Origin of the sequence: Providencia sp. PROV202 (assembly GCF_028479565.1) — a bacterium.
Taxonomy (GTDB): domain Bacteria; phylum Pseudomonadota; class Gammaproteobacteria; order Enterobacterales; family Enterobacteriaceae; genus Providencia; species Providencia zhijiangensis.
This window is the reverse complement of the sequence record NZ_JAMPNV010000014.1, coordinates 147456-174055: the sequence shown is the minus strand read 5'-3', so window position 1 is coordinate 174055 and position 26600 is coordinate 147456. Positions and strand designations below refer to the sequence as shown.

Genomic DNA, 26600 nt, shown 5'->3' with positions numbered 1-26600 from the left:
TGATTAATTGAACTATACCCTAAATAATTCAAGAAGATTGGGGTTATTCAATCAGTAGATTACTGTTGATAATAACAGTGTATTGGCGTTTTCGCACTATTTCTCTGCGTTATCAACCAGAGACAAAAAGCGAATGATCTGCGGGAAATAACGTTCAAACCCAGCAAATGCATGATCCCCATCCGGTTCCACCGTTTGCTTACACTCTGAAAGATAGGCAACGGCTTGACGATAATCAAGTACCTCGTCCCCCATTTGCTGCAATAACCAAAGTAAGTTTGGCGAACGTATCTTTCCGAGATGCAGAGCCTTCAACTCATACATATGTTTGGGTTCTAACACATACGTTTCATGGGTATATGGATTGGTGTTTTCTCCAAGATAGTCACTGAGTAAATCAAACGGGCGCACCGCCGGATTCACTAATACTGCGGGAATTTGATAACGCTCAGAAAAATAAATGGAGAAATAACCACCCAGTGAGGAACCCACTAAACCGATTGTTTCATGCTGATGTTCCGCAAGGATATCATCGAGTAGCTTAGCTGCTTGCTGAGGAAAATTAGGCAATTGCGGAACAATCATGTTGATCTGAGGATAATGCTCTGCCAACCACTGTTTCAGATTATTCGCTTTCTCAGACAGTGGTGAGCTATTAAACCCGTGGATATACAGTAATGTTGCCATTAGTAACCATCTGAGTCAAAGTCAGGGCTAAATTCCTGAGTATTTAAACGATAAACTTGGGTTTCAATCACTTTTTCCCCTTGCTCATTCACCGTTAGCTCCAAATAGCGCCAGCCCGGAGCAACCGTATCTAAAGCAAAATTGGTACAGTGAGGCTTGAACTGTACACAGGTCGATGGCGTTGCTAATAAACGGATACCGTGCCAATTCTCATCCATCTCTTGGTGAATATGCCCACACAGCATCGCTTTCACATTAGGGTAGTTTTTAAGATAGTCCGCCAAAATATGTGAATTTCGTAAACTGTGCTGATCTAACCAAGTGCAGCCAGAAGGTAATGGATGATGATGCAGCATAATCAGTGTCGTGCGTGTCGGCTGCTCATCTAAACACTGTTTCATCCATTCCAGTTGCTGATCAGAAAGCTCGCCGTGAGCAACATCTTGTAGTTGGCTATCTAGCATTAAAATTTGCCAGTCATCACCAATAAAGACCTGCTTCGCACTCGAAATACCCGCAATTTTTAAGGTGCCAACCATCGCAGGCGGATAATCGTGATTTCCCGGTAGCCAAACGCAAGGTGCAGGAATACGCTCAATCCCAGCCGCAAAATGTTGATAGGCTTTAGGTGATTGGTCTTGAACGAGATCCCCTGTGGCGACGATTAAATCGACAGGTAAGTTTTGTTCTGCAATCGCATCAAGTACCGCCTGATAGCTTCGGTAAGTATTGATCCCTAAAAGGGTGTTTTCCGTATCAGCAAAAAGATGCGTATCAGTAACTTGTAATATTCTAATAACTTTAGGGTTATTAGCAGTCACTTTAAGCTGGCTGTCCAAAGTCTTCCTTTTTCCTTAAAAATAGCGCTAAGTATTATCACCTAAACCATGAAGTGCGTAGGTCACTGATTTTAACCTAACTATCCATTAAATATCTGCTAATCAGCACACACTTCACTAGATTAATGGTTATTTAAATCAGTTTCACCCATTTTTCATGCAGCTTTTGATGATTCAATTGTAGCCATTGAATGGCAATCACGGTGGCCGCGTTATCAATTTTACCCTCTTCAACCCATTGATAAGCTTGCTCTCGGCTCACTACATGCACTCGAATATCTTCATTTTCCGAGGCCAAGCCATGAATGCCTTTTGCCAACGAGCTATCGACCTCGCCAACAAAAACATGAATCCGCTCGCTAGTGCCTCCAGGACTTGATAAATAGCTAATCGATTTTTCTATACGTCCAATGGTGAGACCCGCTTCTTCCGTTGATTCGCGGCGAACCACCTCTTCGGGGGATTCGTTATCTTCTATCATTCCCGCGACTATCTCTAACAACCATGGTGTTTCACTTGATTCAAAGGCAGGAAATCGAATTTGCTCGATTAATACGACATTATCGGTTTGTGGATCATAAGGCAGTATTGCCCCCGCATGCCCTCTTTCAAACACTTCGCGAACAATTTCTTTACTCCAGCCGCCTTCAAATAATCGATGTTTAAATCGATATTCAATCATTTGAAAAAAACCGTTAAATAATTTACGCTTAGATATAATTTCAATATCATTTTTACTGTATTTAATCGGGTTTTCGATTTTATTATTCATTGATAGTCTCCTAATCCCTTCATTTTTATACTAACAAAGATGGAAGGATGAAATCAGTTTTTAAGGTTTTTTAACCTTAGATGAGGTAATGTTTAAACTAATTGAGACTAAATGGCACAAAAGGCTACCGTTTTCCGTGCCACACCTCTGTTACAATGTGCGCCATTATTCAAATTTATGAGCAACAATAGGGTCTGTTTTGAGAACGGTCTCTCTTTTCAGAGTTCCAACAGCCTATCATCGTCCGTAACATGATAAGTTTTAGACAACAGGCTCCATATAATTTGCTGTTTAATCAAGGAATCCAAATGAAGAAACTGCTTCCCCTTTTTATTGCGATGAGTTTTGTGGGTCTCAGTGCTAATAGTTACGCAGAAGATTTACTTCAGGTTTACCAAAAGTCCAAAGACAGTAACCCGGAACTCAGAAAGTCATTTGCTGAACGTAATCAAGCTTTTGAGAAAATCAACGAAGCACGTAGCCCGCTGTTACCGCAATTAGGTTTAGGCGCTGGGGCAACTTATGGCAGCGGTTACCGTGATGCAAGCAATACCGAAAGCACGGGTCTTAATGCGTCATTAAAATTGACCCAGACTGTGTTTGACATGTCAAAATGGCGTCAGTTGGATCTTCAAGAAAAAACCGCAGGAATTTCTGATGTTACCTATCAGACAAGCCAGCAACAGCTTATTTTAGATACCGCAACGGCTTATTTTAACGTACTGAAAGCCATTGATGCGTTATCTTACATCCAAGCCAACAAAGAAGCGGTTTACCGCCAGTTAGACCAAACAACGCAACGTTTTAACGTCGGCTTAGTCGCAATCACTGACGTGCAAAACGCCCGTGCAAATTACGATAGCGTGATTGCACAAGAAGTGGCTGGTCGCAATGATTTAGTTAACGCGGTTGAAAAACTTCGCCAAGTCAGCGGTGTTTACTATAGCCAGTTAGCCTCTTTAAATATCGACCGCTTCAAAACTGCTAATCCAGACGATGTTGAGTCTATCTTAAAAGAAGCTGAGCAACGTAACCTGAGCTTACTGAGTGCCCGCTTAGCGCAAGACGTGTCTCGTGAAAACATCCGTTTAGCAGAAACGGGTCATATGCCGACCGTAGATTTAGATGCATCAACTAGCGTAGCAAATACGTATAACCACGGTAGCGGTTACGATCGTACCGGTGGCGCAAATAACAGCTACAATGGCCAAAACAGTATTGGTTTAACATTAAGCTTGCCACTATATTCTGGTGGAGCAATAAGTTCAAAAGTTGAACAAGCACAATATGGTTTCCAAAGTGCAAGCGAACAACTGGAAAGCGTTTACCGTAACGTTATCCAATTGGTTCGTTCATCGTATAACAACGTGACATCATCAATCAGTAGCATCAACGCTTATAAACAAGTTGTTGTTTCAGCGCAGAGCTCATTAGATGCAATGGAAGCGGGTTACCAAGTGGGAACTCGTACTATCGTTGACGTGTTAACAGCAACAACTGCGCTGTATCAAGCGAAGCAAAACCTGTCTAACGCTCGTTACGATTATATGATTAACCAACTGAACATCGAATTTGCACGTGGTACGTTAAACGAAGATGATATTGCGCGTTTAAATGCCAGCTTAGGTAAAGAGATCCAAACTTCACCTGACAGCATTATTCGCAACTCGACTGCACCAAAAATTAAATAATCATTTAATTGAGTCGATGAAAATAGCTCGCCCAAATGGCGGGCTATTTTTTTAGCCCTATCACCCAAGCGCTTATTTTGAAATAACGCGAATTTGTCTGTTCTCTAAATAATGAATAACTTACCGTATTATTTATTCATCTAATTCTTAAAATTCAGTCAATTCTGACTAAACTTAATTGCAACCATAGTCAAAAAATCATCATAATTAATTTATTGATATCAAAGAAAAATAGGAATTACTCAGCATTAGATTTCACCAACAACATGCAAAAATGGAATCAATTTCGCTAAATCCATCATTTCCCATTATTTGTGCAGCATTTGTACTTTAATTTTTATCCTATATCCCCTATTCTAAGGGCAACATCTCGAACCCCCTTACTTATTATTCATTCAAGGTAATTACCATGACCATGAAGCGTACCAAAAATATTAATCAGAACGCCTTCCGTAAGTCTTGGCGCTCATACCGTTTAGCCCCTGTCGCTGTGGCGGTCAGTGCTGTATTTATGCTGTCTGCATGTGAAGAGAGCGATGAAACTGTGTCTCTGTACACTAACGCGCAAGACTGTAGCCAAGCCAATCCATCTCAAGCAGACCAATGTACCCTTGCCTATAACAACGCATTGAATGAAGCCGCTAAAACAGCGCCAAAATACGCAACTCAAGCAGATTGCGTGGCAGAATTTGGTGAAGCGATGTGTACTCAGGCGCCAGCTCAAGCAGGCATCGCAGGTACAAGCACACCAGCAGCCGGTGAGCCAGCTGCTCAACCACAAAGCAGTGGCAGCATGTGGATGCCATTAATGATGGGCTACATGATGGGCCGTATGATGGGCGGTAGCGCACCATCTCAACCACTGTTTAGCTCTAAAAACCCAGCCAGCCCAGCAAATGGTAAATTTGTTGATGCGACGGGTAAAAGTTATGGTCCAGCCGTTGCTGGCGGTCGTTCAATGAGCGTACCAAAAACTGCTATGGCACCAAAACCAGCGACTACCTCCACCATTACTCGTGGCGGTTTCGGTGATACAGTCAACAAACAAGCGACAGCGCAACGTTCATCTTCGTCCGCAAAATCCAGCTCATCCTCTTCCCGTTCAATGGGTGGTTGATAAGTAATGAAACGTGTTCCTATTGTAGAGCGTCCTAACTGGCGCGAAAAAGCGGATGAGTTTGGTTTTCACTTCCACACTATGTACGGAGAACCGTACTGGTCTGAAGATGCCTATTACCAATTCACGCTAGCACAAGTTGAAGAAATTGAAGAAGCTACCGCTGAAATTCACCAAATGTGTTTAAAAGTGGTTGAACGCGTTGTTGAAAGCGACGAGTTACTCGCTCGCTTCCAAATTCCTAAACACTGTTGGGAATTTGTCCGTAGTTCGTGGAAAAGTGAGCAGCCTTCATTATATTCCCGTCTCGACTTAGCTTACGATGGTATAAATCCACCTAAGTTACTGGAAAATAACGCAGATACACCAACGTCACTGTATGAATCAGCATTCTTCCAATGGATTTGGTTAGAAGACCAAATCGAAGCTGGGAAACTGCCAGAAAATGCAGACCAGTTTAACAGCATTCAAGAGCAGCTGATTGAGCGTTTTGGTGAGCTTAAAGATCAATACGGTTTCCGCTTGCTACATATGGCTTGCTGCCAAGATACCGAAGAAGATCGTGGCACAGTGCAATATCTGCAAGACTGTGCAAACGAAGCTGGCGTAGCGACCGAATTTCTGTATATGGATGAAATCGGGCTGGGTGAAAAAGGCGAATTCACCGATACACAAGATCAGGTCATCAGTAACCTGTTCAAGCTGTATCCATGGGAATTTATGCTCAGAGAAATCTTCTCAACCAAGCTGCAAGATGCGGGTGTACGTTGGTTAGAACCCGCCTGGAAAAGTATTATCTCCAATAAGGCGTTGCTGCCAATGTTATGGGAAATGTTCCCTGATCATCCAAACTTGTTACCAGCCTACTTTGCGGATGGTAACAAACCAGAGCTTGAAAGCTATGTGATTAAACCGCTATTTTCTCGTGAAGGTGCGAATATTCGCGTCATCGAAAATGGCAAAGAAATCGCTTCTGCGGATGGCCCTTATGGTGAAGAAGGGATGATTATCCAGCAATTCCACTCACTGCCAAAATTTGAAGGCAGCTACACATTAGTGGGAAGCTGGTTAGTTAACGATCAACCTGCGGGCATCTGTATTCGTGAAGATAACGAACTGATTACTCAGGATTTATCACGTTTTTACCCACATATTATTATCGACTAATATTTTGTTAGTTTGATAAAACAGGGTATCTGATAAAAAGAAGGCGGCAACGAGCTATTTCGTGCCGCTTTCTTATTTTTTATTATCAGTATTAACCAACCTGAAAGCATAAACTGGTTCGAAAATATTAGCCGATTTGCACTGACAACATGCTCAGCGATGCGGAAACAATCCCTTCCACCGGCGTACTTATCCCTTCTACGCCATCCCAAGTTCCTAAAATAGGTAAGATAGGTAAAAAGTGTTCCGGCGATGGATTCGATAATTTACCATCTTCACGATCTAACCCTTTAGTGAGCGGATGCGGCTGATCGAGACTGTGTAAATTGTCATACACAAACTGCTCAAAAGAGGTCGCCCAAGGATAAGGCGCTGCATTAGCATTTTGCCAATCCATCGCTCTTAAATTATGAACCACGTTACCGCTGCCCATAATCAATACCCCTTCATTGCGCAATACCGCCAGCTTTTTCCCCAGCTCATAATGCCAAGCTGCGGGTTTCGTACCATCAATGCTGAGCTGAACAACAGGGATATCTGCTTGAGGATACATACGGACTAAAATTTCCCATGTGCCGTGATCAAGCCCCCACTCCTCTTTATCTTGATGAATTGGTTCCGGAGACAATAATTCAGCCACCTGTTTAGCCAGTTCTGGAGATCCCGGTGCTGGATACTCTATTTGGTATAAAGCTTCAGGGAAACCACCAAAATCATGGATAGTTTTCGGTTTAATCATCGCCGTGATCGCCGTTCCACGGGTATACCAGTGTGCTGAGATCACCAAAATCGCACGCGGTCTAGGCAAGGTTTTGCCCAGTTTTTCCCATGCTTCAGTGTACGGATTATGGTTAATCGCGTTCATCGGACTACCATGACCGATAAATACCGCAGGCATTCGATGGGTTAAGTGTTGGTTATTTGTCGACATGATGACCTCAATTCCACAAAAAGGATAATGAGTATCAGCATACCCTTTTTTAGAAAAAACACAGTGGGGGAATTATGAGAATGATCATCAAAAAATTTGAAGAGGCCACAAAGGTGTGCAACTTTGTGGCCGATGACTCTGTATGCAAAACGTTTTAAAAACCTAGCAAATTAGCTGGCTTTTTTTTCCACTTGAAGGCGGTAGTTCACTAAGTCTTCGATAGTCACAACAGTCATGTTGTGCTCGCGAGCAAACTTCACTACATCTGGCGCACGCGCCATGCTGCCATCATCGTTGGTTAACTCACACAGTACTCCAGCGGGTTTAAAACCTGCCAGTACAGCTAAGTCAATTGTCGCTTCGGTATGACCACGGCGAGTCAATACCCCACCCTCACGAGCGCGCAGAGGGAATACATGGCCTGGGCGATTAATATCCGCAGGCACCGCATTATCCGCAATTGCGGTTTTAATCGTCGTGATACGATCAGCCGCAGAAACGCCTGTCGTTACGCCTTTTGCCGCTTCGATAGTGACCGTAAAACCGGTTTGGTTTTGGCTGGTGTTTTTTTCCACCATCATCGGGATATCAAGCTGCTTACGGCGTTCTTCCGTAATACACAGGCACACAATGCCGCTGCTATAGCGAATGGTCATTGCCATTTGCTCTGTGGTCATGGTTTCTGCTGCAAACACTAAGTCACCTTCATTCTCACGATCTTCATCATCGAGAACTAAGATACCTTTGCCTTGGCGCAGGGCTTCAATTGCATTTTCAACACGCTCGGTTGGATTACCGAATTCGGAAAGTAGCGTCTGATTCATGGTAAAAACCTTCTTAAATTAACAATATTTGAGTTACCAGAACCAGGGCAGTCTTAGGAGTACGAGAAATGAATAAACACAACGACTTAACAGCCGTTTCGCTATTCAATATGTAGAACAATGTTGCACCTAATAGGTACAAGCATGCAGATACAGTGATTCTCTCCCATCCGGACTATAACCGTCGGCTCCAGATTCACACTGGATCTGCTGACCTTTCCTATCCATGACAATAATGCCAAAGACAACAAAGCGCTCGCGGGCTTCATGCGCGATGCATGTTACCGCCGGTGGGGACTTTCACCCCGCCCTGAGATTACGCAATTAATATAACTCCAATAATTCAATGGTGCAACGAGCAAACGATAAAGTGGAAACTTACTCACACTTTTCGCCAATAAAAACAAGATGAAAGGCTGGGTTTCTATAATAATGTTAGAAGGTGGTTTATTCGTAACGCCGCAGGTATTACACTACCCCACATTATTTATTTTGAAACTGACGTTATTTTGAAACTGAAGGACCCGCGAATGCTCGATCCGAAAAAAATTGAACAAGTTGCCCGCCAAATTCAAGGTGCATTACCAAAAGGCGTGCGTGACTTAGGTGAAGACTTTGATAAAAAGCTTCGTTCACTGCTGCAATCTCAGCTCGGTAAATTAGATTTAGTTAGCCGTGAAGAGTTTGATATTCAAACACAAGTTTTGCTGCGCACTCGCGAAAAACTGATGAAAATGGAGCAACGCGTTAGCGCACTTGAAGCCCGTTTTTCAGATGAAAAAGTGATTGAAGAAAAACAAGAAGATTGATTCAGTCACAAACAAAAAAGCCTAACTTCTGTACGCAGTTAAATGCAGACGAAAAGCTAGGCTTTTGCTAAAACCAATTAAAATCTAATTATTTGGTTTTCATGATATTTTTAATAATATTAGTGGTTGAAATACCATCTTCGAAATTCAGTACCATCACTTGTCCACCAGCAGCCCACACTTCCTTGCTACCAGCAATCTCATCTGGTTGATAATCTCCACCTTTTACTAAGATGTCAGGCAGAATTTCGGAGATCAAACGCTGCGGTGTATCTTCCTCGAATGGCACAACCCAATCCACAGCACCCAATGCCCCCAACACAATCATACGTTGGTCTAATGGATTAACTGGGCGAGTTTCCCCTTTCAAGCGGCGAGTCGATGCATCACTGTTTACCGCAACAATCAGGCGATCACCCAATTTACGTGCATTTGCTAGATACGAAACATGTCCCGCATGCAGAATATCGAAACAACCATTGGTCATCACTACGCGCTCACCACGAGCACGTGCATCGGCCACTGCTTGCTTCAGCTGGCTCTCGGTCATTACGCCGAAACCATTTTCTGCGCGACCACGGATAGCATTTTCTAATTCGATAGGGGAAACTGTTGAAGTCCCTAATTTGCCAACCACAACACCCGCTGCGGCATTTGCTAATGCACAAGCTTCATGTAATGGGCGACCTGATGCAATTGATGCCGCCAATACGCCAATGACCGTATCGCCAGCCCCTGTAACATCAAAGACTTCCTGTGCTTCAGTCGGTAAATGTAAAGGTGCTTCATTACGGCGGATCAAGCTCATTCCTTGCTCTGAGCGAGTAATCAACAGTGCGGATAACTCCAAAGATTCCAGGAGCTGCATCCCTTTTTCTTCAACATCTTTATTATCTTTGCAACGACCTACAATCGCTTCAAATTCAGACATATTTGGCGTTAATAGCGTCGCGCCACGATAACGCTCAAAATTGTTGCCTTTCGGGTCGATAAGAACAGGTACGCCCGCTTTATTCGCCAGCGCAATCATCTTTTCAACTTCGGTTAATGCACCTTTCGCATAGTCAGACAGCACCAACGCGCCAATATGAGGCAGGGCTTGCTCGATGCGCTCTAACATTGGCTGCGCATCCACATTTTCGAACCCTTCTTCAAAGTCGAGGCGGATCAGCTGCTGGTTACGGGATAAAACACGTAACTTAGTAATGGTTGGGTGTGTAGGAATGGCCACAAAGTCACAGCGTACATTCACGCCATTCAGGTTCTCGGTCAGCGCTTTTGCCGCATCATCAATCCCCGTTAACCCCACTAAGCGAGAATTTGCGCCCAGTGACGCAATGTTCATTGCCACGTTTGCCGCGCCGCCTGGACGCTCTTCCACCATGGTCACTTTAACAACCGGAACCGGCGCTTCAGGCGAAATACGATTTGTAGGTCCATGCCAGTAGCGATCTAACATGACATCACCAACAACCAAGACACCTGCTTGCTTATAATCAGGAAGGGTTACTTTCATCCCGCACTCCAGTTATGAAAAGAAAATCTGAAATTAATTGCCGCTAATACTAGCATACTGCGCGATATCGCCTAAATAATTTGCTAGCTAATCAATCACTCAAGCCATTTTTTCCAGCTGGCAAGCACCAAGGCGCGTTGAGCTGAAAATTGTTGGCTGTCTACACGGCTAGGTAACGATTGTAGCGCTAAATGATGTAGCTCGTTACGCATCGTGACATACGCCTGCGTTAAACCATACGCCTCTTCTTCTGACATAAAATCATACTGCGCCATTAACTCAAAAATACGCACATTATCAGACCAGCGAGTCAGCGCTGGATTATCAATAGCAAAACGCAGCACTAAATATTGAGCAATAAACTCAATGTCAGTGATCCCGCCCGGATCGGCTTTTAAATCAAACTCATTTTCCTGATGGCTTCCCAAATGCCGATGCATTTTCAGGCGCATATCCCGCACCTGCTCACGAAGCACATCCGGCTCTCTCGGCAGACATAAGGTTTCATGGCGAATTTGCATGAATTTTTGCTGTAGCGAACTGTCGCCAAACACCATACGAGCGCGGATCAGCGCTTGGTGCTCCCACGTCCATGCATCATTTTTTTGGTAGTCATCGAAAGATTGGATTGTACTGACCAACATGCCCGATTCACCGGAAGGTCTTAGGCGAGCATCCACTTCGTACAATACCCCAGAAGCCGTGCGGGTGCTAAAAAGATGAATAATACGCTGTGCAACACGCAGATAAAATTGACGAGCCTCAATGGAACGATCCCCTGTTGTCACCGCATTCATCGGGCAGTCAAACAGAAAAACCAAATCCAAATCTGAGCTATAACCCAGCTCCCAGCCACCTAATTTACCATAGCCCAGTACCGCAAATCCGTACTGTTTTTCATCGAACTGAGCTAAGTGATCGGGTTCCCCATAGCGCTTGACCATCATTTGCCATGCTTGGCGCACCACTGCATCAATAATCGCTTCAGCCAAATACGTTAAGTGGTCACTCACTTTCATCACAGGGAGCACCCCCGAAATATCTTCGGCGGCAATACGTAATAACTGTGCCTGTTTAAATTGGCGGAGCGCTTCTAGCAACTGCTCTTCGTCATCTTCAGGCACACGCATTAAATATTGGCGTAATTCATCGCGGTAGGCGGTGAGCGGTAATGGCTGATACAAGGACTGCGGGTCGAGTAATTCATCCAACAAAAGCGGGTGACGAGCTAACTGCTCGGCAATCATTGGCGAAGCCGCACATAAGCGAATAACGTGAGTTAGCACTTCGTCAAATTCGAGCATCAACTCTAAATAAGTTGTTCGACTAACAATGCTCAGCAATAATGGCGTGATGCGTTCAATCACTCGCCCTGCATCTTCGCGCTCACCCACTTTTGCCAACAACTTTGGCATTAACTCATCAAGAACATCGCGACCACGGGGGCCAATAGTGCGCTTATTAAGATCATGGCGGAACAGGTTAATTCCGTGGATTATTTTTTCTGCGACGAGTTCATCTTTTGACGGTAAATAACTTGCCAGCTCCTCTTTGGAAAGCTCACTCTGCCAGAGCGTAATGTACGCTTCATGGCACTCTTCCACTTTGTCTTCCTCACCATCGCTACCAATTTGCTCTGCGAAAATTTGGTGTACCGTTGCCATTTTTGCACTCAGTTGCTGATAAAAATCAGCCCAATTCGCAAATCCCATCCCCCACGCTAAACGCGCCTGATTTAAAGCATCATCGGGCAATGTCTGGGTTTGTTGGTCATCGATACTTTGCAATAAATTCTCTAACCGACGTAGGAAGATATAGCTGTCTTGCAGTTGAGTAACTTGCTGTGCTGGTAATAATGCAAGTTCTTCAATGCCTTGTAATGCGGTAAATAAAGATTGTGACTGTAACGCGGGTTCTCGTCCGCCTCGGATCAACTGAAAAACTTGGGAGATAAATTCAATTTCGCGAATACCGCCAGCGCCTAATTTGATGTTATTGACCAATCCACGACGGCGAACTTCTCGCTCAATCATATTTTTCATATTACGTAGGGATTGGATAACACTGAAATCAATATAACGGCGGTAGACAAACGGGCGTAATAATTTACGCAAGGTATCCGCATAATGGATGCTGTCAGGCCCCATAATACGGGCTTTGACCATGGCATAGCGCTCCCAGTCACGCCCTTGCTCTTGGTAGTAATCCTCCAAAGCAGAAAAACTGAAGACCAATGGGCCGCTATCGCCAAATGGGCGTAAACGCATATCAACGCGATACACAAAACCGTGAATGGTGACTTGGTCAAGAACGCGGATCAGCTTCTGCCCTAGGCGCGTAAAAAACTGCGCGTTATCCAGCTCTTTACGTCCCCCTTGAGTAACTCCATTTTCGGGATAAGCAAAAATCAGGTCGATGTCAGACGAAAAATTTAATTCCCTTCCACCCAGTTTCCCCATCCCAAGCACTAATAGTGGCTGCGGGTTTCCAGTACGATCACACGGCGTTCCCCACAAGAGGCAATAGGTTTTGTATAGCCAGTCTCGCGCTGCAACAATCAATACCTCAGCCAGTTCGCTAAGTTGCACAATAGTATCGCGCTGGGAACATAATTCTAAGGTTTGCATCCAAGCGATACGCACTAACATATGATGACGAAAAGTGCGTAAGACCTGCATCAAATGATCTTCATCCGTCACCGATGCTAGCGCTTCTTCCAGCCATTCCCCATAGCGAGCCCATTCATCACCTACCGGGGGCAGTATTCGAATATGCTGTAAAAATCGGGAATTAGCGAGAACCTGTTTTAACGCAAAATCACTGAATGCGAGAAAATTCAGTTCAGATTCATTTAGCGGAAGCAGCTCAGAAGATTGCTCCGTAAACAGCTGAATAATACGTTGGTGTTGGTTCTGCAAAAGCTCAGAAGAAAGCGGCATAGATTCAGTACCTATTCGACATCGGTATATGTTAAGGCGGTTAACCACTGAATAAAGGCTAGTTTGCATTTTAGCCATTGGCTACTGTAACAAAAGCCTTCTGCACTGACCGTTTCATCAGTCACATCCAAACGTAATTGTTCCAGAGGGAGATCGTGAACAAAATGCGGTGCAGAGTTTTGGTAATGCACTAAGAAAGCCTGAACAAAGCGTAAAAACTCACTAAGCCCATGACGCGCATGTTCACCACCAGCTAGCCAATACTGTTCATGTTGCTGGCAAAGTTGCTGCATGTGCAACAGTGACTTTTCAATCGGTTGTTCTTCATAATCAAACACAGATTCAGGACGCACTAAAGGCACAGGCTCACTCGCCAATAATGAGTAACCTCGTGCCGCTTTACTCAGGGAGGATAAACTCAGACCATCAATATCTGCGAATTTTTTCGCTAAATTCAGTACGTCAGCTACAAAGCCTTGTTTTAGTTCCAATTCAAATTCTTGAATCGGTAAATCTTTCGCACCCGCGGAGACTTCCCCTTGGTCGAAAACAATTTCAATTTCACTATCTTCGAATTTCACCAACCATGTTTCACGAGTGAAATTAGTGCTAAACAAAACTTCCAACTCATCCTCTAGTTGCGCGATATCCGTTCCTTCAGGCCAGATTTCTGCTGGAAATGCCGCAAGATTGATTTCAGGGGAATCAATTTCCACGTTGAACTCTGGGCGCTGGTGTAATCCGCTAATCACTTGCCCAGCCGTTTTCATCGTCATCTCATAACGACCATCACAACCCCGAATACGCAACCCCATATCCCATTGGCGTAGTTGTCTTTGTGCCGTATCAAAATAGATATTAGTCAGCTTGCGAGGCGCAGAATGTTGTGGTGAAAGCGTCGAAATACACTGACAAACAGCATCAATAGCAGAACTCTGAGCCGCTAACTTGAGTTCAACTTCTATGTGGTTCATACATTTCCTTATTTAATAATTTTACTGCATCCATATTACCCCAATCCCTGAAAGCAGAGAAAAGAAACCGCACGGAAACCAAAAATTCTACAAATATAAATTCCCTTAGAGGGTTGTTTCAATAACATGCTTAAAAATTGTATTATCCAGTGACTTAGGAAGGTTCTCATTCTCATTCAACATTTACACAACTCTATGCTTTAACGTTTGCACCAATAGGCTTTACTTATTAGTATTTAATTAATACGACACTCATTCACCGTGAAAAGATAAAAACACTATGCGAAAAATTCCACTTTTACTTGTTTCAATCATGGGGTTAGGCCTTTCAATCACAGCAAACGCTGAAACACGCTACGTTTCTGAAGATTTATCGACTTATGTCCGTAGTGGCCCAGGCACCAACTACCGCATTGTTGGCTCGCTAAACGCAGGTGAATCCGTTGAACTGATTTCAGTGGATAATAAATTTGCTCAAATTAAAGATGGCAAAGGCCGCACCGTTTGGATACCAACGGATCAGCTTAGCGACATCCCAAGTATGAAAAGCCGAATTCCGCAGTTAGAAGCTGAAAATCAAAAGCTTCGTCAACAGTTAGATAACATTGACAATACTTGGAATACCCGCACCGCAGACATGCAGCAAAAAGTGGCTGATAATGATAGTGAAGTGCGTCAGCTCAAAGCAGAAAATGAAAAACTGAAAAACGAACTCATCAAAGCGGGTAAAAAGTTAGACATTGCTGAAGTGAATCTGGATGATCGTCGCCGTGAGTTAATTTTACAGTGGTTTATGTACGGTGGTGGCGTGGCGGGTGCAGGATTAATTTTAGGGCTACTTCTGCCTCACATTATTCCACGCCGTAAAAAACGTAATGATGGTTGGATGTAAGAGAGCCTAAATGAAAGTCTATCTCGTCGGTGGAGCGGTACGTGACAAATTACTTGGATTACCTATCTCAGATAGAGATTATGTGGTGGTGGGTACCACGCCAGAGGCGATGCTAGCCCAAGGCTTTCAACAGGTAGGCAAAGATTTTCCTGTCTTTTTGCATCCAAAGACTCATGAAGAATATGCCCTTGCCAGAACGGAACGAAAAATCGGTTCTGGCTACACAGGGTTTAGCTGTTATAGCGCGCCAGACGTCACTATCGAAGATGACTTACTGCGCCGAGATTTGACCATCAACGCCATCGCACAAAGCGATACAGGGGAGTTGGTCGACCCCCATCATGGTGTGCGTGATCTCAAAAATCGCGTTCTGCGCCATGTCTCTGATGCTTTTTTGGAAGACCCATTGCGCGTATTGCGTGTGGCACGTTTTGCCGCTCGCTATTATGTTCAAGGCTTTCGAGTTGCCCCAGAAACCATGGCGTTGATGCAGTCCATGTCGGAATCGGGAGAGCTATCCCATCTCACTCCAGAGCGCGTCTGGACAGAAACGCACAAAGCGCTAATGTCCAATTCACCGCAAGTTTACTTTGAAGTTTTACGTGAATGCGGCGCACTTGCCGTTCTATTTCCTGAAATTGATAACCTATTCGGCGTACCAGCCCCTGAAAAATGGCATCCGGAAGTGGACACAGGGATCCATATTTTGATGGTAATGCGCGTGGTGGCAACATTATCGAAAGATATTGATGTGCGCTTTGCTGCGTTATGCCATGACCTAGGTAAAGGACTTACGCCTAAAGCGGTCTGGCCGAGTCATCCGCAGCATGGAGAAGCAGGGATCCCCCTGATCATCGACATGTGTGAGCGGTATAAGATCCCAACCAGCACTAAAGACCTCGCCTGCCTTGCTGCAAAATATCACGATATGATCCATGTGATTAACAAGCTCAGCGCTGCCGATATTGTGGGGATCTTTGATGGATTAGATAGCTGGCATAAACCTGAGCGTATTTCTCAGCTTAGTTTAGTGAGTGAGGCTGATGCCAGAGGTCGCGGAGGGTTAGAAAACCAAGCTTATCCTCAAGGGATATTTTTACGTCAATCCTATGAGATAGCCAAAGCGGTCGCGGTGAAATCGATTATTGAGCAGGGTTTCCAAGGCGCACAAATCCGAGAGGAACTGACTAAGCAGCGTATTCAAGCAGTTGAAGAGTGGCTAAAAATACAAAAAGTGATGATTTAAAATAACTGAAAATATTGGCGGTACTTCAACCGCCAACATCCACGCAACAATCCCCACTAACTGGTTTTTGTACCACGTTCAATCAATACGCCCATATTGGCAGCACGAGCAACAGCCCCTGGCTTAGACACTCGAATACGTACCCAAGGTGTGAAAAATTCATTCATCAGCAGTTGAGCAACCTCTTCTGCAACTCTTTCAACTAACCCAAATTTATTCTGTTCTAAATAGCTAACAACACGTTCGCTAACTTCAGCGTAATTCAAACATAATTCAACATTATCGCTCATCGCGGCCTGTTTATTGTCCCATCCCATTTCGATATCGAGCAAAAGTTTTTGTTCAATATCTTGCTCCCAGTCATATACACCAATGGTGGTGATGACTGATAATTGTTCAATAAATACGATATCCATCACGTCATTTTCTCGTTTATGTGCTGAATTGATACCACTTCAGGAAAAATATGCGTATTATCCAAGACTGAAGTGAATTACATATAAATAGCTTAAACCGTTTTTGGAGTTAGTTATGAGTGCTATCGCGCTTGGCATGATAATCTTCGCCTATCTTTGCGGATCAATATCGAGTGCTATTTTGATCTGCCGTCTGGCAAGATTACCCGACCCTCGTCAACACGGCTCTGGTAACCCCGGTGCAACTAACGTCTTACGCGTCGGTGGCAAAGCTGCCGCTGCCTCAGTACTGATCTGTGACGTACTGAAAGGGATGATCCCTGTATGGCTTGCTTATTATTTAAATGTGCAACCATTCTATCTTGGCTTGGTCGCGATTGCAGCCTGCCTTGGACATATTTATCCGGTTTTCTTTCACTTTAAAGGTGGAAAAGGCGTTGCTACCGCATTTGGATCCATCGCGGCAATCGGTTGGGATCTTTCAGGTTTGGTGGCAGGCACTTGGCTGCTCACCGTATTGCTCAGTGGCTACTCATCCCTTGGGGCGATTGTCAGTGCTCTAATGGCGCCATTTTATGTGTGGTGGTTTAAGCCTGAATTCACCTTCCCGGTAGCCATGCTGTCGTGCTTAGTGCTTGTTCGCCATCATGGCAATATTCAGCGTCTATGGCGCGGGCAAGAAAGCCGAATTTGGCAAAAATTGAAGAATAAAAAGCAAAAAACCACCAAAGAGATAGCTCAAGAGCAACGTGACGATAAGGACGATTAACATCATTCACGATAATGCCTCTAATAAGTCATTACTTTGATAAATAATAAGGGCTGAATTTCAGCCTTTTTTATTTCTATTATCTTCACGTCTAGTTCAATCACATCCTTCTATACCATCAAAAACTTTCCCTATTTTTTACTATATTGACTCACACTCACCCCCCCAATTTTGGTACGTGTTTACACTTATTCATAACACAGCGCACACTTTTAAAAAATAGTTAAAATATTGCAAATTTATTACTAATGAATAATTAAAAACTGTCGACTATATAAAGGAAAACTTAACTATAAAAGTGAATATAAAATGAGCAGAATTCCATATGTAACCCAAAATGAGCATATCTTAGATGAAGATATCACCTTGATGACCACAAGCGACCTTCAAGGGAATATTATTCACGCTAATGATTTTTTTGTGCAAGTCAGCGGGTATGACCTCGATGAATTAATGGGGCAACCACACCGTATTATTCGTCATCCAGATATGCCTAAAGCCGCCTTTGCGGATATGTGGCGTACCTTAAAAATGGGAGAGCCTTGGACTGGGATCGTCAAAAATCGCCGTAAAAATGGCGACCATTACTGGGTTCGCGCTAATATCATCCCTATGCAGCGAAAAGGTGTCATCACCGGTTATATGTCCATTCGTCTACGTGCGACCCGAGAGGAAATCGCCGCGGTTGAGCCGCTGTATAAAGCTCTAGTCGAAAATCGTAGCAATCGCCGAATTTATAAGGGGATCGTGCTGCCAAAACGCCGCCGATTCTCACTTTCAACCCTGTCTGTTCGCTGGCGTTGCCGTTTAATTTCCAGCAGCTTATTTGTTCTGTGGATGGCGATGGCGGGTTTATCGGGTCTATCCGGCAATGCACTGCTACTGACCAGCTTATTCACCTTAATAACCCTGCTACTCGGTAATGTGATGTTAGAGCGTAGTTTTGCGAAGCCGCTCGAAAATATTATGTCTCAGGCATTAAGCGTAGCGCGAGGTAACCGTAATAGCATTGATCACATGAACCGCGTTGATGAAATTGGGCAGATACTGCGCTCCATTGGCCAGCTAGGCTTAGTGTGTCGTTGGCTGATTAACGATGTCTCTGAGCAAGTAGATAACGTCCGTAAAGGAAGCCAATCGTTAGTGAGCGATTGTGGTGAACTCGATAGCCATACACAGCGTACCGTAGGCTATATGCAGCAAACCGCCGCTACCATGAATCAAATGGCGGTCTCCGTTAAGATGAATGCGGACAACACGCATAAAGCCGATGTGCTATCGAACGAAACCAGTGAAACGGCCGTTAATGGGGGAGCAATGATGGATGCGGTCGTCACCACCATGGATGAAATCGTCCATAGCACCAGTAAAATTAACTCCATCACCGATGTGATTAAAGATATTGCATTCCAAACCAATATTTTGGCACTGAATGCTGCCGTGGAAGCCGCTAGAGCCGGTGAGCAAGGTAAAGGCTTTGCGGTCGTCGCCAATGAAGTTCGTAGCTTAGCGAGCCGCAGTGCCAGTGCAGTGAACGATATTCGCGAACTTATCAATAACTGTGAGAAGAAAGTGAGCTCCGGTAAAGACCAAGTCTACGCGGCGGGGAACACAATGAAAGAGATTGTGGATCAAGTGCAAAACGTAACACAGCTAATTACCCATATTAGCCATGCTACAACGGAGCAAGCCTCTGGGATCTCTGATATCACACAAGCCGTCAGTGAACTGGAATCCATCACTCAACAAAGCAGCTTACTCGTTGAGCAGAGCACTGAGACCGCAAATCACGTTAAAGATCGTTCCATTCGTTTAGAAGATGCAGTGACTATCTTGCACTAAAAACATTTTACATTAAAAAATAGAGGGCTAACGTAATACGCTAGCCCTCACTTTAATTATGTTCAAAACATAATTAATTATTTAACAGCGCCTTCATCTAACGGTGGCAACTCTGCAAGCGGCCAGCGAGGACGAACGGTCACGCCTAAATCTGCATTTGCACCGCCTTTTAAGCGAATTAAGCCCGCGAGAGCAATCATTGCACCATTGTCGGTACAAAACTCAGGGCGTGCATAAAATGCTTCGCCGCCACGCTGTTTCAAAACTTCTTCCATTTTGGCGCGTAAAGTACGGTTAGCACTCACACCACCGGCCATCACTAAGCGTTTAAAGCCAGTTTGCTCAAGCGCGCGCTTACATTTTATCGCGAGCGTATCCACAACTGCATCTTCAAAAGCACGAGCGATATCAGCGCGAGTTTGAGGATCATCAGGATTATCGCGGATCGTATTTGCCGCAAACGTCTTCAAGCCGGAAAAACTGAAATCCAGCCCCGGACGGTCAGTCATCGGGCGAGGGAAAACAAAACGCCCTGCAACGCCTTGCTGCGCCATGCGTGATAACACAGGCCCCCCCGGATAGTCTAAACCGAGTAATTTCGCCGTTTTATCGAATGCTTCGCCTGCTGCATCATCGATGGATTCACCGAGAAGTTCATATTCACCAATGCCCGTCACGCTAATTAGCTGGGTATGACCACCAGACACTAACAATGCCACAAATGGGAACTCTGGGCTTTTTTCTTCCAGCATAGGAGCGAGCAAATGCCCTTCCATGTGATGCACAGCAACCGCAGGTACATCCCACGCAAACGCCAGCGCACGACCCACCGTCGCTCCCACCATCAATGCACCCACTAAACCGGGACCTGCGGTGTACGCAACGGCATCGATATCTTCGCGGGTTAAATTGGCTTCTTTGAGTGCCGCTTGAATCAGCGGTACTGTTTTGCGGATATGATCACGAGAGGCTAATTCGGGTACGACACCGCCGTAATCAGCATGAACTTTAATTTGGCTGTATAACTGGTTCGCAAGTAGACCCAGTTTATCATCATAGATTGCGATTCCAGTTTCATCGCAAGATGTTTCGATACCTAAAACACGCATTGCACTACCCTTGTTTGTTGCATGAGGGCAAGTCTATCACTAAATTTGCACCATCGCGCCTAAATTTGCGTCATTGCGTAATAAAAAGTCATGAAATCCCACAATTAATCCCAGCAAAAGGCTGACTTTCCAAGTTGTATAGTCTATAATCAGACCCCTGTAATAAAAATTTCGTGTGGCAAATTCTCATTATTATCTGGTTTTTCTCACTTTATTGATTAAAGCTGAGGCAAAACAGGTGATCTTGCGTGATTCAATTTTATACGGCACTTTACAAACCCGTACTCATTGAAGTAAAATTCCGCACCATTTTAAATGACGGCTGGTGAACAAAAACCAGCAACAAACCGATTTCTATTGAGGTGAGAGGCACATGCCGGTAATTAAAGTACGTGAAAACGAGCCATTCGACGTAGCACTGCGTCGTTTCAAACGTTCTTGTGAAAAAGCAGGAGTTTTAGCAGAAGTTCGTCGTCGTGAATTCTATGAAAAACCAACGACTGAACGTAAACGCGCTAAAGCATCAGCTGTAAAGCGTCACGCTAAAAAACTGGCTCGCGAAAACGCACGCCGTACTCGTCTGTACTAATTGATTGCGATTTTAATCGCAGCCAATACAGACAAGTAAGTAGTTAGCAGTTAAAGGCCGTGCTTTCCTAACGGAAGCGCGGCTTATTATCGTTCATCAACAGGCGAAAAAGAGGCTTATGGCTGGACGAATTCCGCGTTCATTTATCAATGACTTACTCGCTCGAACCGATATCATTGATTTAGTCGATGCAAAAGTCCCGTTAAAAAAACAGGGTAAGAACCATCACGCTTGCTGTCCTTTTCATAACGAAAAAACACCATCATTTACTGTCAATGGTGAGAGACAATTTTACTATTGTTTCGGTTGTGGTGCCCATGGTAACGCCATCGATTTTCTGATGAATTACGACAAATTAGATTTTGTCGAAGCAATAGAAGAGTTATCCGCATTACACGGTCTGGATGTTCCTTACGAAAAAGGAACCGGAACCAGCCAAATTGAACTCCATCAGCGTCAAAATTTGTACCAATTGATGGAAAAAATAAATCAGTTTTACTGCGCTGCCTTAAATCATCCATCGGCCAATAAAGCCAAAGATTATTTAAGCCAACGTGGTTTAAGTGCAGATATTATCTCGCATTTTTCGATTGGTTTTGCGCCCGCAGGCTGGGACAACCTTCTCAAGAAATTTGCCGTGACCCCAGAAAGCCGTCAGCAACTTGATGAAGCGGGCATGCTGGTCACTAATGATAATGGTCGCGTTTATGATCGCTTTAGAGAGCGAGTCATGTTCCCGATTCGGGATCGTCGCGGTCGCGTAATTGCATTTGGTGGACGGGTGTTAGGCGATGCATTGCCAAAATATTTAAACTCCCCAGAAACCGATATATTCCATAAAGGCCGCCAACTTTTTGGCCTTTATGAAGCCACGCAAAATAGTAGTGAGCTTGCAAAATTACTTGTTGTTGAAGGCTATATGGACGTTGTAGCACTCGCACAGTATGACATCCGCTATGCGGTTGCATCACTTGGCACCTCTACAACCTCTGAGCATATTCAATTGATCTATCGCTCAACAGACACGGTAATTTGCTGTTATGACGGAGATAGAGCAGGAAGAGAAGCCGCTTGGCGCGCACTTGAAAACGCCCTTCCCTATCTAACCGATGGTCGCCAACTCCGTTTTATGTTTTTACCTGATGGTGAAGACCCAGATTCATTGGTACGCAAAGAAGGAAAAGACGCCTTTGAGCAACGTATGGAAAATGCGCAAAGTCTTTCCACCTTTTTGTTTGACTCTTTAGTTCCCCAAGTGGACTTAAAAACCCAAGAGGGTCGAGCAAAAATTAGTAAACTTGCTATCCCATTGATAAAACAGATTCCGGGTGAAACTCTGCGCCTCTATATGGCACAAGAGCTAGGAAATTTCATTGGTATACCGGATATTTCCCAAGTTCTTGCTATGATTGATAGAGAGAGTACTGAGCCAGTTAACTATCAGGCACCCAAACTGAAACCAACAACAATGCGTATACTTATCGCGTTGTTGGTGCAAAATCCGAACTTTTCGGAGCTTGTTCCCTCGCTAGAGGGAATTGCCCATATCCAAATGCCGGGGCTTTCTCTATTTCAGGAATTGGTTGAAGTTTGCCGTTCCACCCCCGGAATGACCACTGGGCAGTTGCTAGAACGTTATCGCGATAATAATTTCGCGAAACAACTTGAAAAACTCGCAACATGGAACGATATAGAAATAGAGGAAATAGCGGAAAATACCTTTATAGATGCTCTAAATCATCTATTTAATAGCGCCCTCGATGAGCGTTTCGACTATCTGATAGCGAAAGAACGAACACAAAGGCTGACACCTGAAGAGCGCGAAGAAGTCCGTCTAATCACTCTTTCACGAGTGAAAACGTAAAGCATCCAAAAAATAGTATACAGAACGGCTTAAGTGCCGCAAATAACAAGGCAAATGCCTGTAAATGCTACGAAATATAAAGGGCGTAGCGCGTAGTCAAATGTCCCTTTAAATGTTCTTGTTGGCCGTTAGTTTCGCCGACCGACACCAATTTAAATACTCAGAAGTGTGGATACCGTCTTATGGAGCAAAACCCGCAGTCACAGCTTAAGCTACTCGTCACCAAGGGTAAAGAGCAAGGTTATTTAACCTATGCTGAGGTAAACGACCATCTGCCGGAAGATATCGTCGATTCGGATCAGATTGAAGATATCATCCAGATGATTAATGACATGGGCATCCAGGTCATGGAAGAAGCACCTGATGCCGATGATTTAATTTTGGCTGAAAATACTTCCGACACGGATGAAGATGCGGCTGAAGCTGCAGCTCAAGTATTGTCCAGTGTTGAAAGTGAAATCGGCCGTACCACTGACCCAGTGCGCATGTATATGCGTGAAATGGGGACTGTCGAACTTCTTACCCGTGAAGGTGAGATCGACATCGCAAAACGTATCGAAGATGGTATTAATCAGGTTCAGTGCTCTGTTGCTGAATATCCTGAGGCTATCACCTACTTACTTGAACAGTATGACCGCGTCGAAGCTGGCGAAAGCCGCTTATCTGATCTCATCACTGGGTTCGTTGACCCAAATGCGGAAGAAGATTTAGCCCCTACAGCAACCCACGTAGGTTCTGAACTTCCACAAGAAGAGTTAGATAAAGACGACGAAGACGAAGAAGATGAAGACGGCGATGACAGCGATAGCGATGACGATAACAGCATCGATCCTGAGTTAGCGCGTCAGAAATTCTCTGATCTTCGCGAACAATATGAAAAAACTCGCACCCATATTAAGCAATATGGTCGTAGCGATGCGAAAACGGCGGCTGCTATCGAGCAATTATCCGAAGTTTTCAAAGAGTTCCGTTTAGTACCTAAGCAGTTTGACTATCTGGTCAACAACATGCGTGAAATGATGGACCGCGTTCGTATGCAAGAACGTACCATCATGAAACTGTGTGTTGAGCAGTGCAAAATGCCTAAGAAGAACTTCATCACCTTATTCAGTGGCAATGAAACCAGCGAAACTTGGTTAACCGCAGCAAAAGCGATGAACAAGCCGTGGTCTGAAAAACTGCTGGAAGTGGAAGAGGAAGTTCTGCGTTGTCTGCAAAGACTGCGTCAAATCGAAGAAGAAACTGGCCTGACAATCGAACAGGTTAAAGATATCAACCGTCGTATGTCTATCGGTGAAGCTAAGGCTCGTCGTGCGAAGAAAGAGATGGTTGAAGCAAACTTACGTCTGGTTATTTCTATCGCAAAGAAATACACCAACCGTGGTCTGCAGTTCCTTGATTTGATTCAAGAAGGTAACATCGGTCTGATGAAAGCGGTTGATAAGTTTGAATACCGTCGTGGTTATAAGTTCTCAACTTATGCAACATGGTGGATCCGTCAGGCTATTACCCGTTCTATCGCTGACCAAGCACGTACAATCCGTATTCCGGTTCACATGATTGAGACTATCAACAAACTGAACCGTATCTCTCGTCAAATGCTGCAAGAGATGGGCCGTGAGCCATCGCCAGAAGAACTGGCAGAACGCATGCTAATGCCGGAAGATAAAATCCGTAAAGTACTGAAGATTGCGAAAGAGCCAATCTCCATGGAAACGCCAATTGGTGATGATGAAGATTCACATTTAGGCGATTTCATTGAAGATACCACATTAGAGTTACCATTAGATTCTGCAACGTCAGAAAGCTTACGTTCGGCAACTCATGAGGTTCTGGCTGGCTTAACCGCACGTGAAGCAAAAGTCCTGCGTATGCGTTTTGGTATCGACATGAACACTGACCACACCTTAGAGGAAGTGGGCAAACAGTTTGATGTTACCCGTGAGCGTATCCGTCAGATTGAAGCGAAAGCGCTGCGTAAATTACGTCACCCAAGCCGCTCAGAAGTTCTGCGCAGCTTCTTAGACGAATAAGCCGTAAACGTCTTCAAATCTACAAAATTAAACACCTGCTTCGGCAGGTGTTTTTTTATCGGTCACTCACTCTCAATTTTTGCTAGCGTTTAAACATTAACGCTAATGAAAGCAAAATGGCTAATGCTCCACCAAACATCGCTAAATTAAAACCCGAAACAAAGGCTGAACGGGTTGCTTGCTCAATTATCGTCGACGAAAAAAAACCATGATGATTCACTAATTCGACAATCTGCTCATCAGAAAGATGTAAATTAACCTTTTGATTACTCAGCAATAAATCAACGGCTCGATGAGTCATTAGCGTACCCAGTAAGGCGATCCCCAGAGTCATACCTGTTTGTCTCAATGCGTTCATCACCGCAGATGCCATCCCTGAATAGGCTTTTTCTACACTCGACATCACCAATGCGCCTATTGCCGGTGTTGCCATTCCCATGCCCGCCCCCAAAATAAATAACGTGGCCGCAATAGGGAAATAGTCGGTATCAGCATTAACTCGTGTTAAAAGCATGGACGACAGAGCTATCAGCAGAAAACCAATAATCATAATATTACGGACACTGTATCGCCGAGAAAGCAGACCGAAACCGAATGAAAACAACGCCATTGCGATAAATTCTGGCGCCATCCGTAAGCCTGCTTCAAACGCCCCCCAACCTTGCCCTTTCTGTAAGAACAGCGCGATAAAAAACACATTACTGTAGGTAGCAAACCCGAGGGCAAATGATGCCATATTGTATTGAAAAAAATCAGGATTTTTCTTGAATAGATACAACGGTAATAAGGGGCGAGCCACCTTCAGCTCTACGGCAACAAAACTCAATAATGCCACAGCGCCAAGCGCTAAACTTCCCAGAGTCCATGGGCTATCCCAACCGAGATCCCCGGCTTCAATTAACCCATAAGTGATCCCACCAAGAGCAACAATACTCAACAACTGACCAACCGGATCTAATGCCGCCTTATCTGGATCGGCACTTTCCGTGATCCCGAGTCCACCCAATACCAAAGTCAACAAGCCAATCGGAATATTGATGATAAAAATGGTTGTCCAATCAAAGGTATCCACCAAAAAGCCGCCTAAAATAGGGCCAATAATCAGTGATAACGCACTAACTGCTGACCAGATACCAATCACTTTAATTCGCTCGATATCATTACTAAATGCTTGAGTAATAATGGATAACGCCCCAGGGATCAGCGCCGCGGCGGCAATGCCTTGAACAGCTCTTCCAAATAGCAACCACTGAATATTTGAGGCGAACGCACAGATTAACGACCCTAACGTAAAAATTGCGATCCCAACCAGCCACACTTTCTTACGCCCATAACGATCGCTTAGCGGTCCGACGGAGAGGATCAATGCTGATAAGCACAACGCATATGCATCGATAACCCATTGTAACATCGATAAATTTGTGGAGAGTTCTTGCCCTATTGCTGGGAGTGCGACATTCACAATACTGATATCGAGCGTCGCCATAAACGTTCCCAAACACACTGCAATAATCAGAAAAATTCGTTTCATTCTCTTATTCCCATATTCGATCTTTACCGTATGTTAGATCGCA

At 44.4% G+C, this 26600-nt stretch carries 21 protein-coding genes, 1 pseudogene and 1 riboswitch; of the genes and pseudogenes, 11 read left to right on the top strand and 11 right to left on the bottom strand.

Going from position 1 to position 26600, the window contains the following annotated elements:
* Nucleotides 1-96 precede the first annotated feature (96 nt).
* The 3 genes from yqiA to nudF all read right to left on the bottom strand — a co-directional run bounded on the left by yqiA (nt 97) and on the right by nudF (nt 2298).
* Nucleotides 97-687 (bottom strand): esterase YqiA, encoded by a 591-nt coding sequence (gene yqiA, locus PR799_RS11295; protein ID WP_272522076.1) that lies wholly within the window; start codon nt 685-687, stop codon nt 97-99.
* A complete protein-coding gene (cpdA, locus tag PR799_RS11290) occupies nt 687-1526 on the bottom strand; it encodes a 3',5'-cyclic-AMP phosphodiesterase (RefSeq protein ID WP_154627686.1) in 840 nt (279 codons plus the stop codon). Before cpdA ends, yqiA begins: the two co-directional genes overlap by 1 nt.
* 133 nt (nt 1527-1659) lie before the next feature.
* Entirely contained in the window at nt 1660-2298 is a 639-nt protein-coding gene (nudF, locus tag PR799_RS11285; protein ID WP_272522075.1) for an ADP-ribose diphosphatase, read from the bottom strand.
* Between the two features lie 308 nt (nt 2299-2606).
* Here nudF and tolC point away from each other — a divergent pair, with 308 nt between their 5' ends.
* The 3 genes from tolC to PR799_RS11270 all read left to right on the top strand — a co-directional run bounded on the left by tolC (nt 2607) and on the right by PR799_RS11270 (nt 6273).
* Entirely contained in the window at nt 2607-3989 is a 1383-nt protein-coding gene (gene tolC, locus PR799_RS11280; protein ID WP_272522073.1) for an outer membrane channel protein TolC, read from the top strand.
* Nucleotides 3990-4398: 409 nt separating this feature from the next.
* Nucleotides 4399-5106 carry a DUF1190 family protein gene (locus PR799_RS11275; protein ID WP_154627688.1) on the top strand — a complete coding sequence of 236 codons (708 nt, stop codon included), beginning with the start codon at nt 4399-4401 and terminating at the stop codon, nt 5104-5106.
* A 6-nt stretch (nt 5107-5112) separates the two neighbouring features.
* On the top strand, nt 5113-6273 hold the full coding sequence (locus tag PR799_RS11270) for a glutathionylspermidine synthase family protein (RefSeq protein WP_272522072.1): 1161 nt from the start codon (nt 5113-5115) through the stop codon (nt 6271-6273).
* A gap of 127 nt (nt 6274-6400) precedes the next feature.
* Here PR799_RS11270 and ygiD read toward each other — a convergent pair whose 3' ends face one another.
* Together ygiD and ribB are read right to left on the bottom strand one after the other, a co-directional pair.
* On the bottom strand, nt 6401-7204 hold the full coding sequence (ygiD, locus tag PR799_RS11265) for a 4,5-DOPA dioxygenase extradiol (RefSeq protein ID WP_272522071.1): 804 nt from the start codon (nt 7202-7204) through the stop codon (nt 6401-6403).
* A 170-nt stretch (nt 7205-7374) separates the two neighbouring features.
* Nucleotides 7375-8028: a 3,4-dihydroxy-2-butanone-4-phosphate synthase gene (gene ribB, locus PR799_RS11260; protein WP_154603389.1), complete on the bottom strand. Its 654-nt coding sequence runs from the start codon at nt 8026-8028 to the stop codon at nt 7375-7377.
* A gap of 154 nt (nt 8029-8182) precedes the next feature.
* A riboswitch (FMN riboswitch) is annotated at nt 8183-8350 on the bottom strand.
* Between the two features lie 208 nt (nt 8351-8558).
* Between ribB and ubiK the strand changes: the two genes are divergently transcribed.
* Nucleotides 8559-8837 carry a ubiquinone biosynthesis accessory factor UbiK gene (gene ubiK / locus PR799_RS11255; RefSeq protein ID WP_006662951.1) on the top strand — a complete coding sequence of 93 codons (279 nt, stop codon included), beginning with the start codon at nt 8559-8561 and terminating at the stop codon, nt 8835-8837.
* An 88-nt stretch (nt 8838-8925) separates the two neighbouring features.
* Here ubiK and hldE read toward each other — a convergent pair whose 3' ends face one another.
* From hldE to PR799_RS11240, 3 genes are all read right to left on the bottom strand, one after another.
* Nucleotides 8926-10353: a bifunctional D-glycero-beta-D-manno-heptose-7-phosphate kinase/D-glycero-beta-D-manno-heptose 1-phosphate adenylyltransferase HldE gene (hldE, locus tag PR799_RS11250; RefSeq protein ID WP_036956264.1), complete on the bottom strand. Its 1428-nt coding sequence runs from the start codon at nt 10351-10353 to the stop codon at nt 8926-8928.
* Between the two features lie 95 nt (nt 10354-10448).
* On the bottom strand, nt 10449-13292 hold the full coding sequence (gene glnE / locus PR799_RS11245; RefSeq protein WP_272522070.1) for a bifunctional [glutamate--ammonia ligase]-adenylyl-L-tyrosine phosphorylase/[glutamate--ammonia-ligase] adenylyltransferase: 2844 nt from the start codon (nt 13290-13292) through the stop codon (nt 10449-10451).
* Nucleotides 13293-13303: 11 nt separating this feature from the next.
* A complete protein-coding gene (locus tag PR799_RS11240) occupies nt 13304-14266 on the bottom strand; it encodes a CYTH domain-containing protein (protein WP_272522069.1) in 963 nt (320 codons plus the stop codon).
* Between the two features lie 280 nt (nt 14267-14546).
* On the opposite strand from PR799_RS11240, the gene PR799_RS11235 reads away from it, so the two are divergent.
* The gene (locus PR799_RS11235) at nt 14547-15158 is read left to right on the top strand and encodes a TIGR04211 family SH3 domain-containing protein (protein WP_154627691.1); all 612 of its coding nucleotides are present in this window, start codon (nt 14547-14549) and stop codon (nt 15156-15158) included.
* A 10-nt stretch (nt 15159-15168) separates the two neighbouring features.
* Nucleotides 15169-16404: a multifunctional CCA addition/repair protein gene (locus tag PR799_RS11230; protein WP_272522068.1), complete on the top strand. Its 1236-nt coding sequence runs from the start codon at nt 15169-15171 to the stop codon at nt 16402-16404.
* Nucleotides 16405-16460: 56 nt separating this feature from the next.
* On the opposite strand, the gene folB is transcribed toward PR799_RS11230, so the two are convergent.
* Nucleotides 16461-16820, bottom strand: coding sequence for a bifunctional dihydroneopterin aldolase/7,8-dihydroneopterin epimerase (gene folB, locus PR799_RS11225; protein WP_154627895.1), 360 nt, complete (start codon nt 16818-16820; stop codon nt 16461-16463).
* 115 nt (nt 16821-16935) lie between these two features.
* On the opposite strand from folB, the gene plsY reads away from it, so the two are divergent.
* Both plsY and PR799_RS11215 read left to right on the top strand, forming a co-directional pair.
* A complete protein-coding gene (gene plsY, locus PR799_RS11220; protein WP_272522067.1) occupies nt 16936-17589 on the top strand; it encodes a glycerol-3-phosphate 1-O-acyltransferase PlsY in 654 nt (217 codons plus the stop codon).
* A 309-nt stretch (nt 17590-17898) separates the two neighbouring features.
* Nucleotides 17899-19431 (top strand): methyl-accepting chemotaxis protein, encoded by a 1533-nt coding sequence (locus PR799_RS11215; protein WP_272522066.1) that lies wholly within the window; start codon nt 17899-17901, stop codon nt 19429-19431.
* A 77-nt stretch (nt 19432-19508) separates the two neighbouring features.
* Here PR799_RS11215 and tsaD read toward each other — a convergent pair whose 3' ends face one another.
* Entirely contained in the window at nt 19509-20540 is a 1032-nt protein-coding gene (gene tsaD / locus PR799_RS11210; protein WP_036956254.1) for a tRNA (adenosine(37)-N6)-threonylcarbamoyltransferase complex transferase subunit TsaD, read from the bottom strand.
* Nucleotides 20541-20913: 373 nt separating this feature from the next.
* Between tsaD and rpsU the strand changes: the two genes are divergently transcribed.
* The 3 genes and pseudogenes from rpsU to rpoD form a co-directional block, all read left to right on the top strand.
* On the top strand, nt 20914-21129 hold the full coding sequence (gene rpsU, locus PR799_RS11205) for a 30S ribosomal protein S21 (RefSeq protein WP_001144069.1): 216 nt from the start codon (nt 20914-20916) through the stop codon (nt 21127-21129).
* A gap of 118 nt (nt 21130-21247) precedes the next feature.
* On the top strand, nt 21248-22993 hold the full coding sequence (gene dnaG / locus PR799_RS11200) for a DNA primase (protein ID WP_272522065.1): 1746 nt from the start codon (nt 21248-21250) through the stop codon (nt 22991-22993).
* A 164-nt stretch (nt 22994-23157) separates the two neighbouring features.
* A pseudogene (gene rpoD, locus PR799_RS11195) lies at nt 23158-25026 on the top strand (RNA polymerase sigma factor RpoD); the annotation flags it as partial.
* An 82-nt stretch (nt 25027-25108) separates the two neighbouring features.
* Here the strand turns inward: rpoD and PR799_RS11190 are convergent.
* Complete coding sequence (locus PR799_RS11190) at nt 25109-26557, bottom strand: MFS transporter (RefSeq protein WP_272522064.1); 1449 nt, start codon at nt 26555-26557, stop codon at nt 25109-25111.
* Nucleotides 26558-26600: the final 43 nt, after the last annotated feature.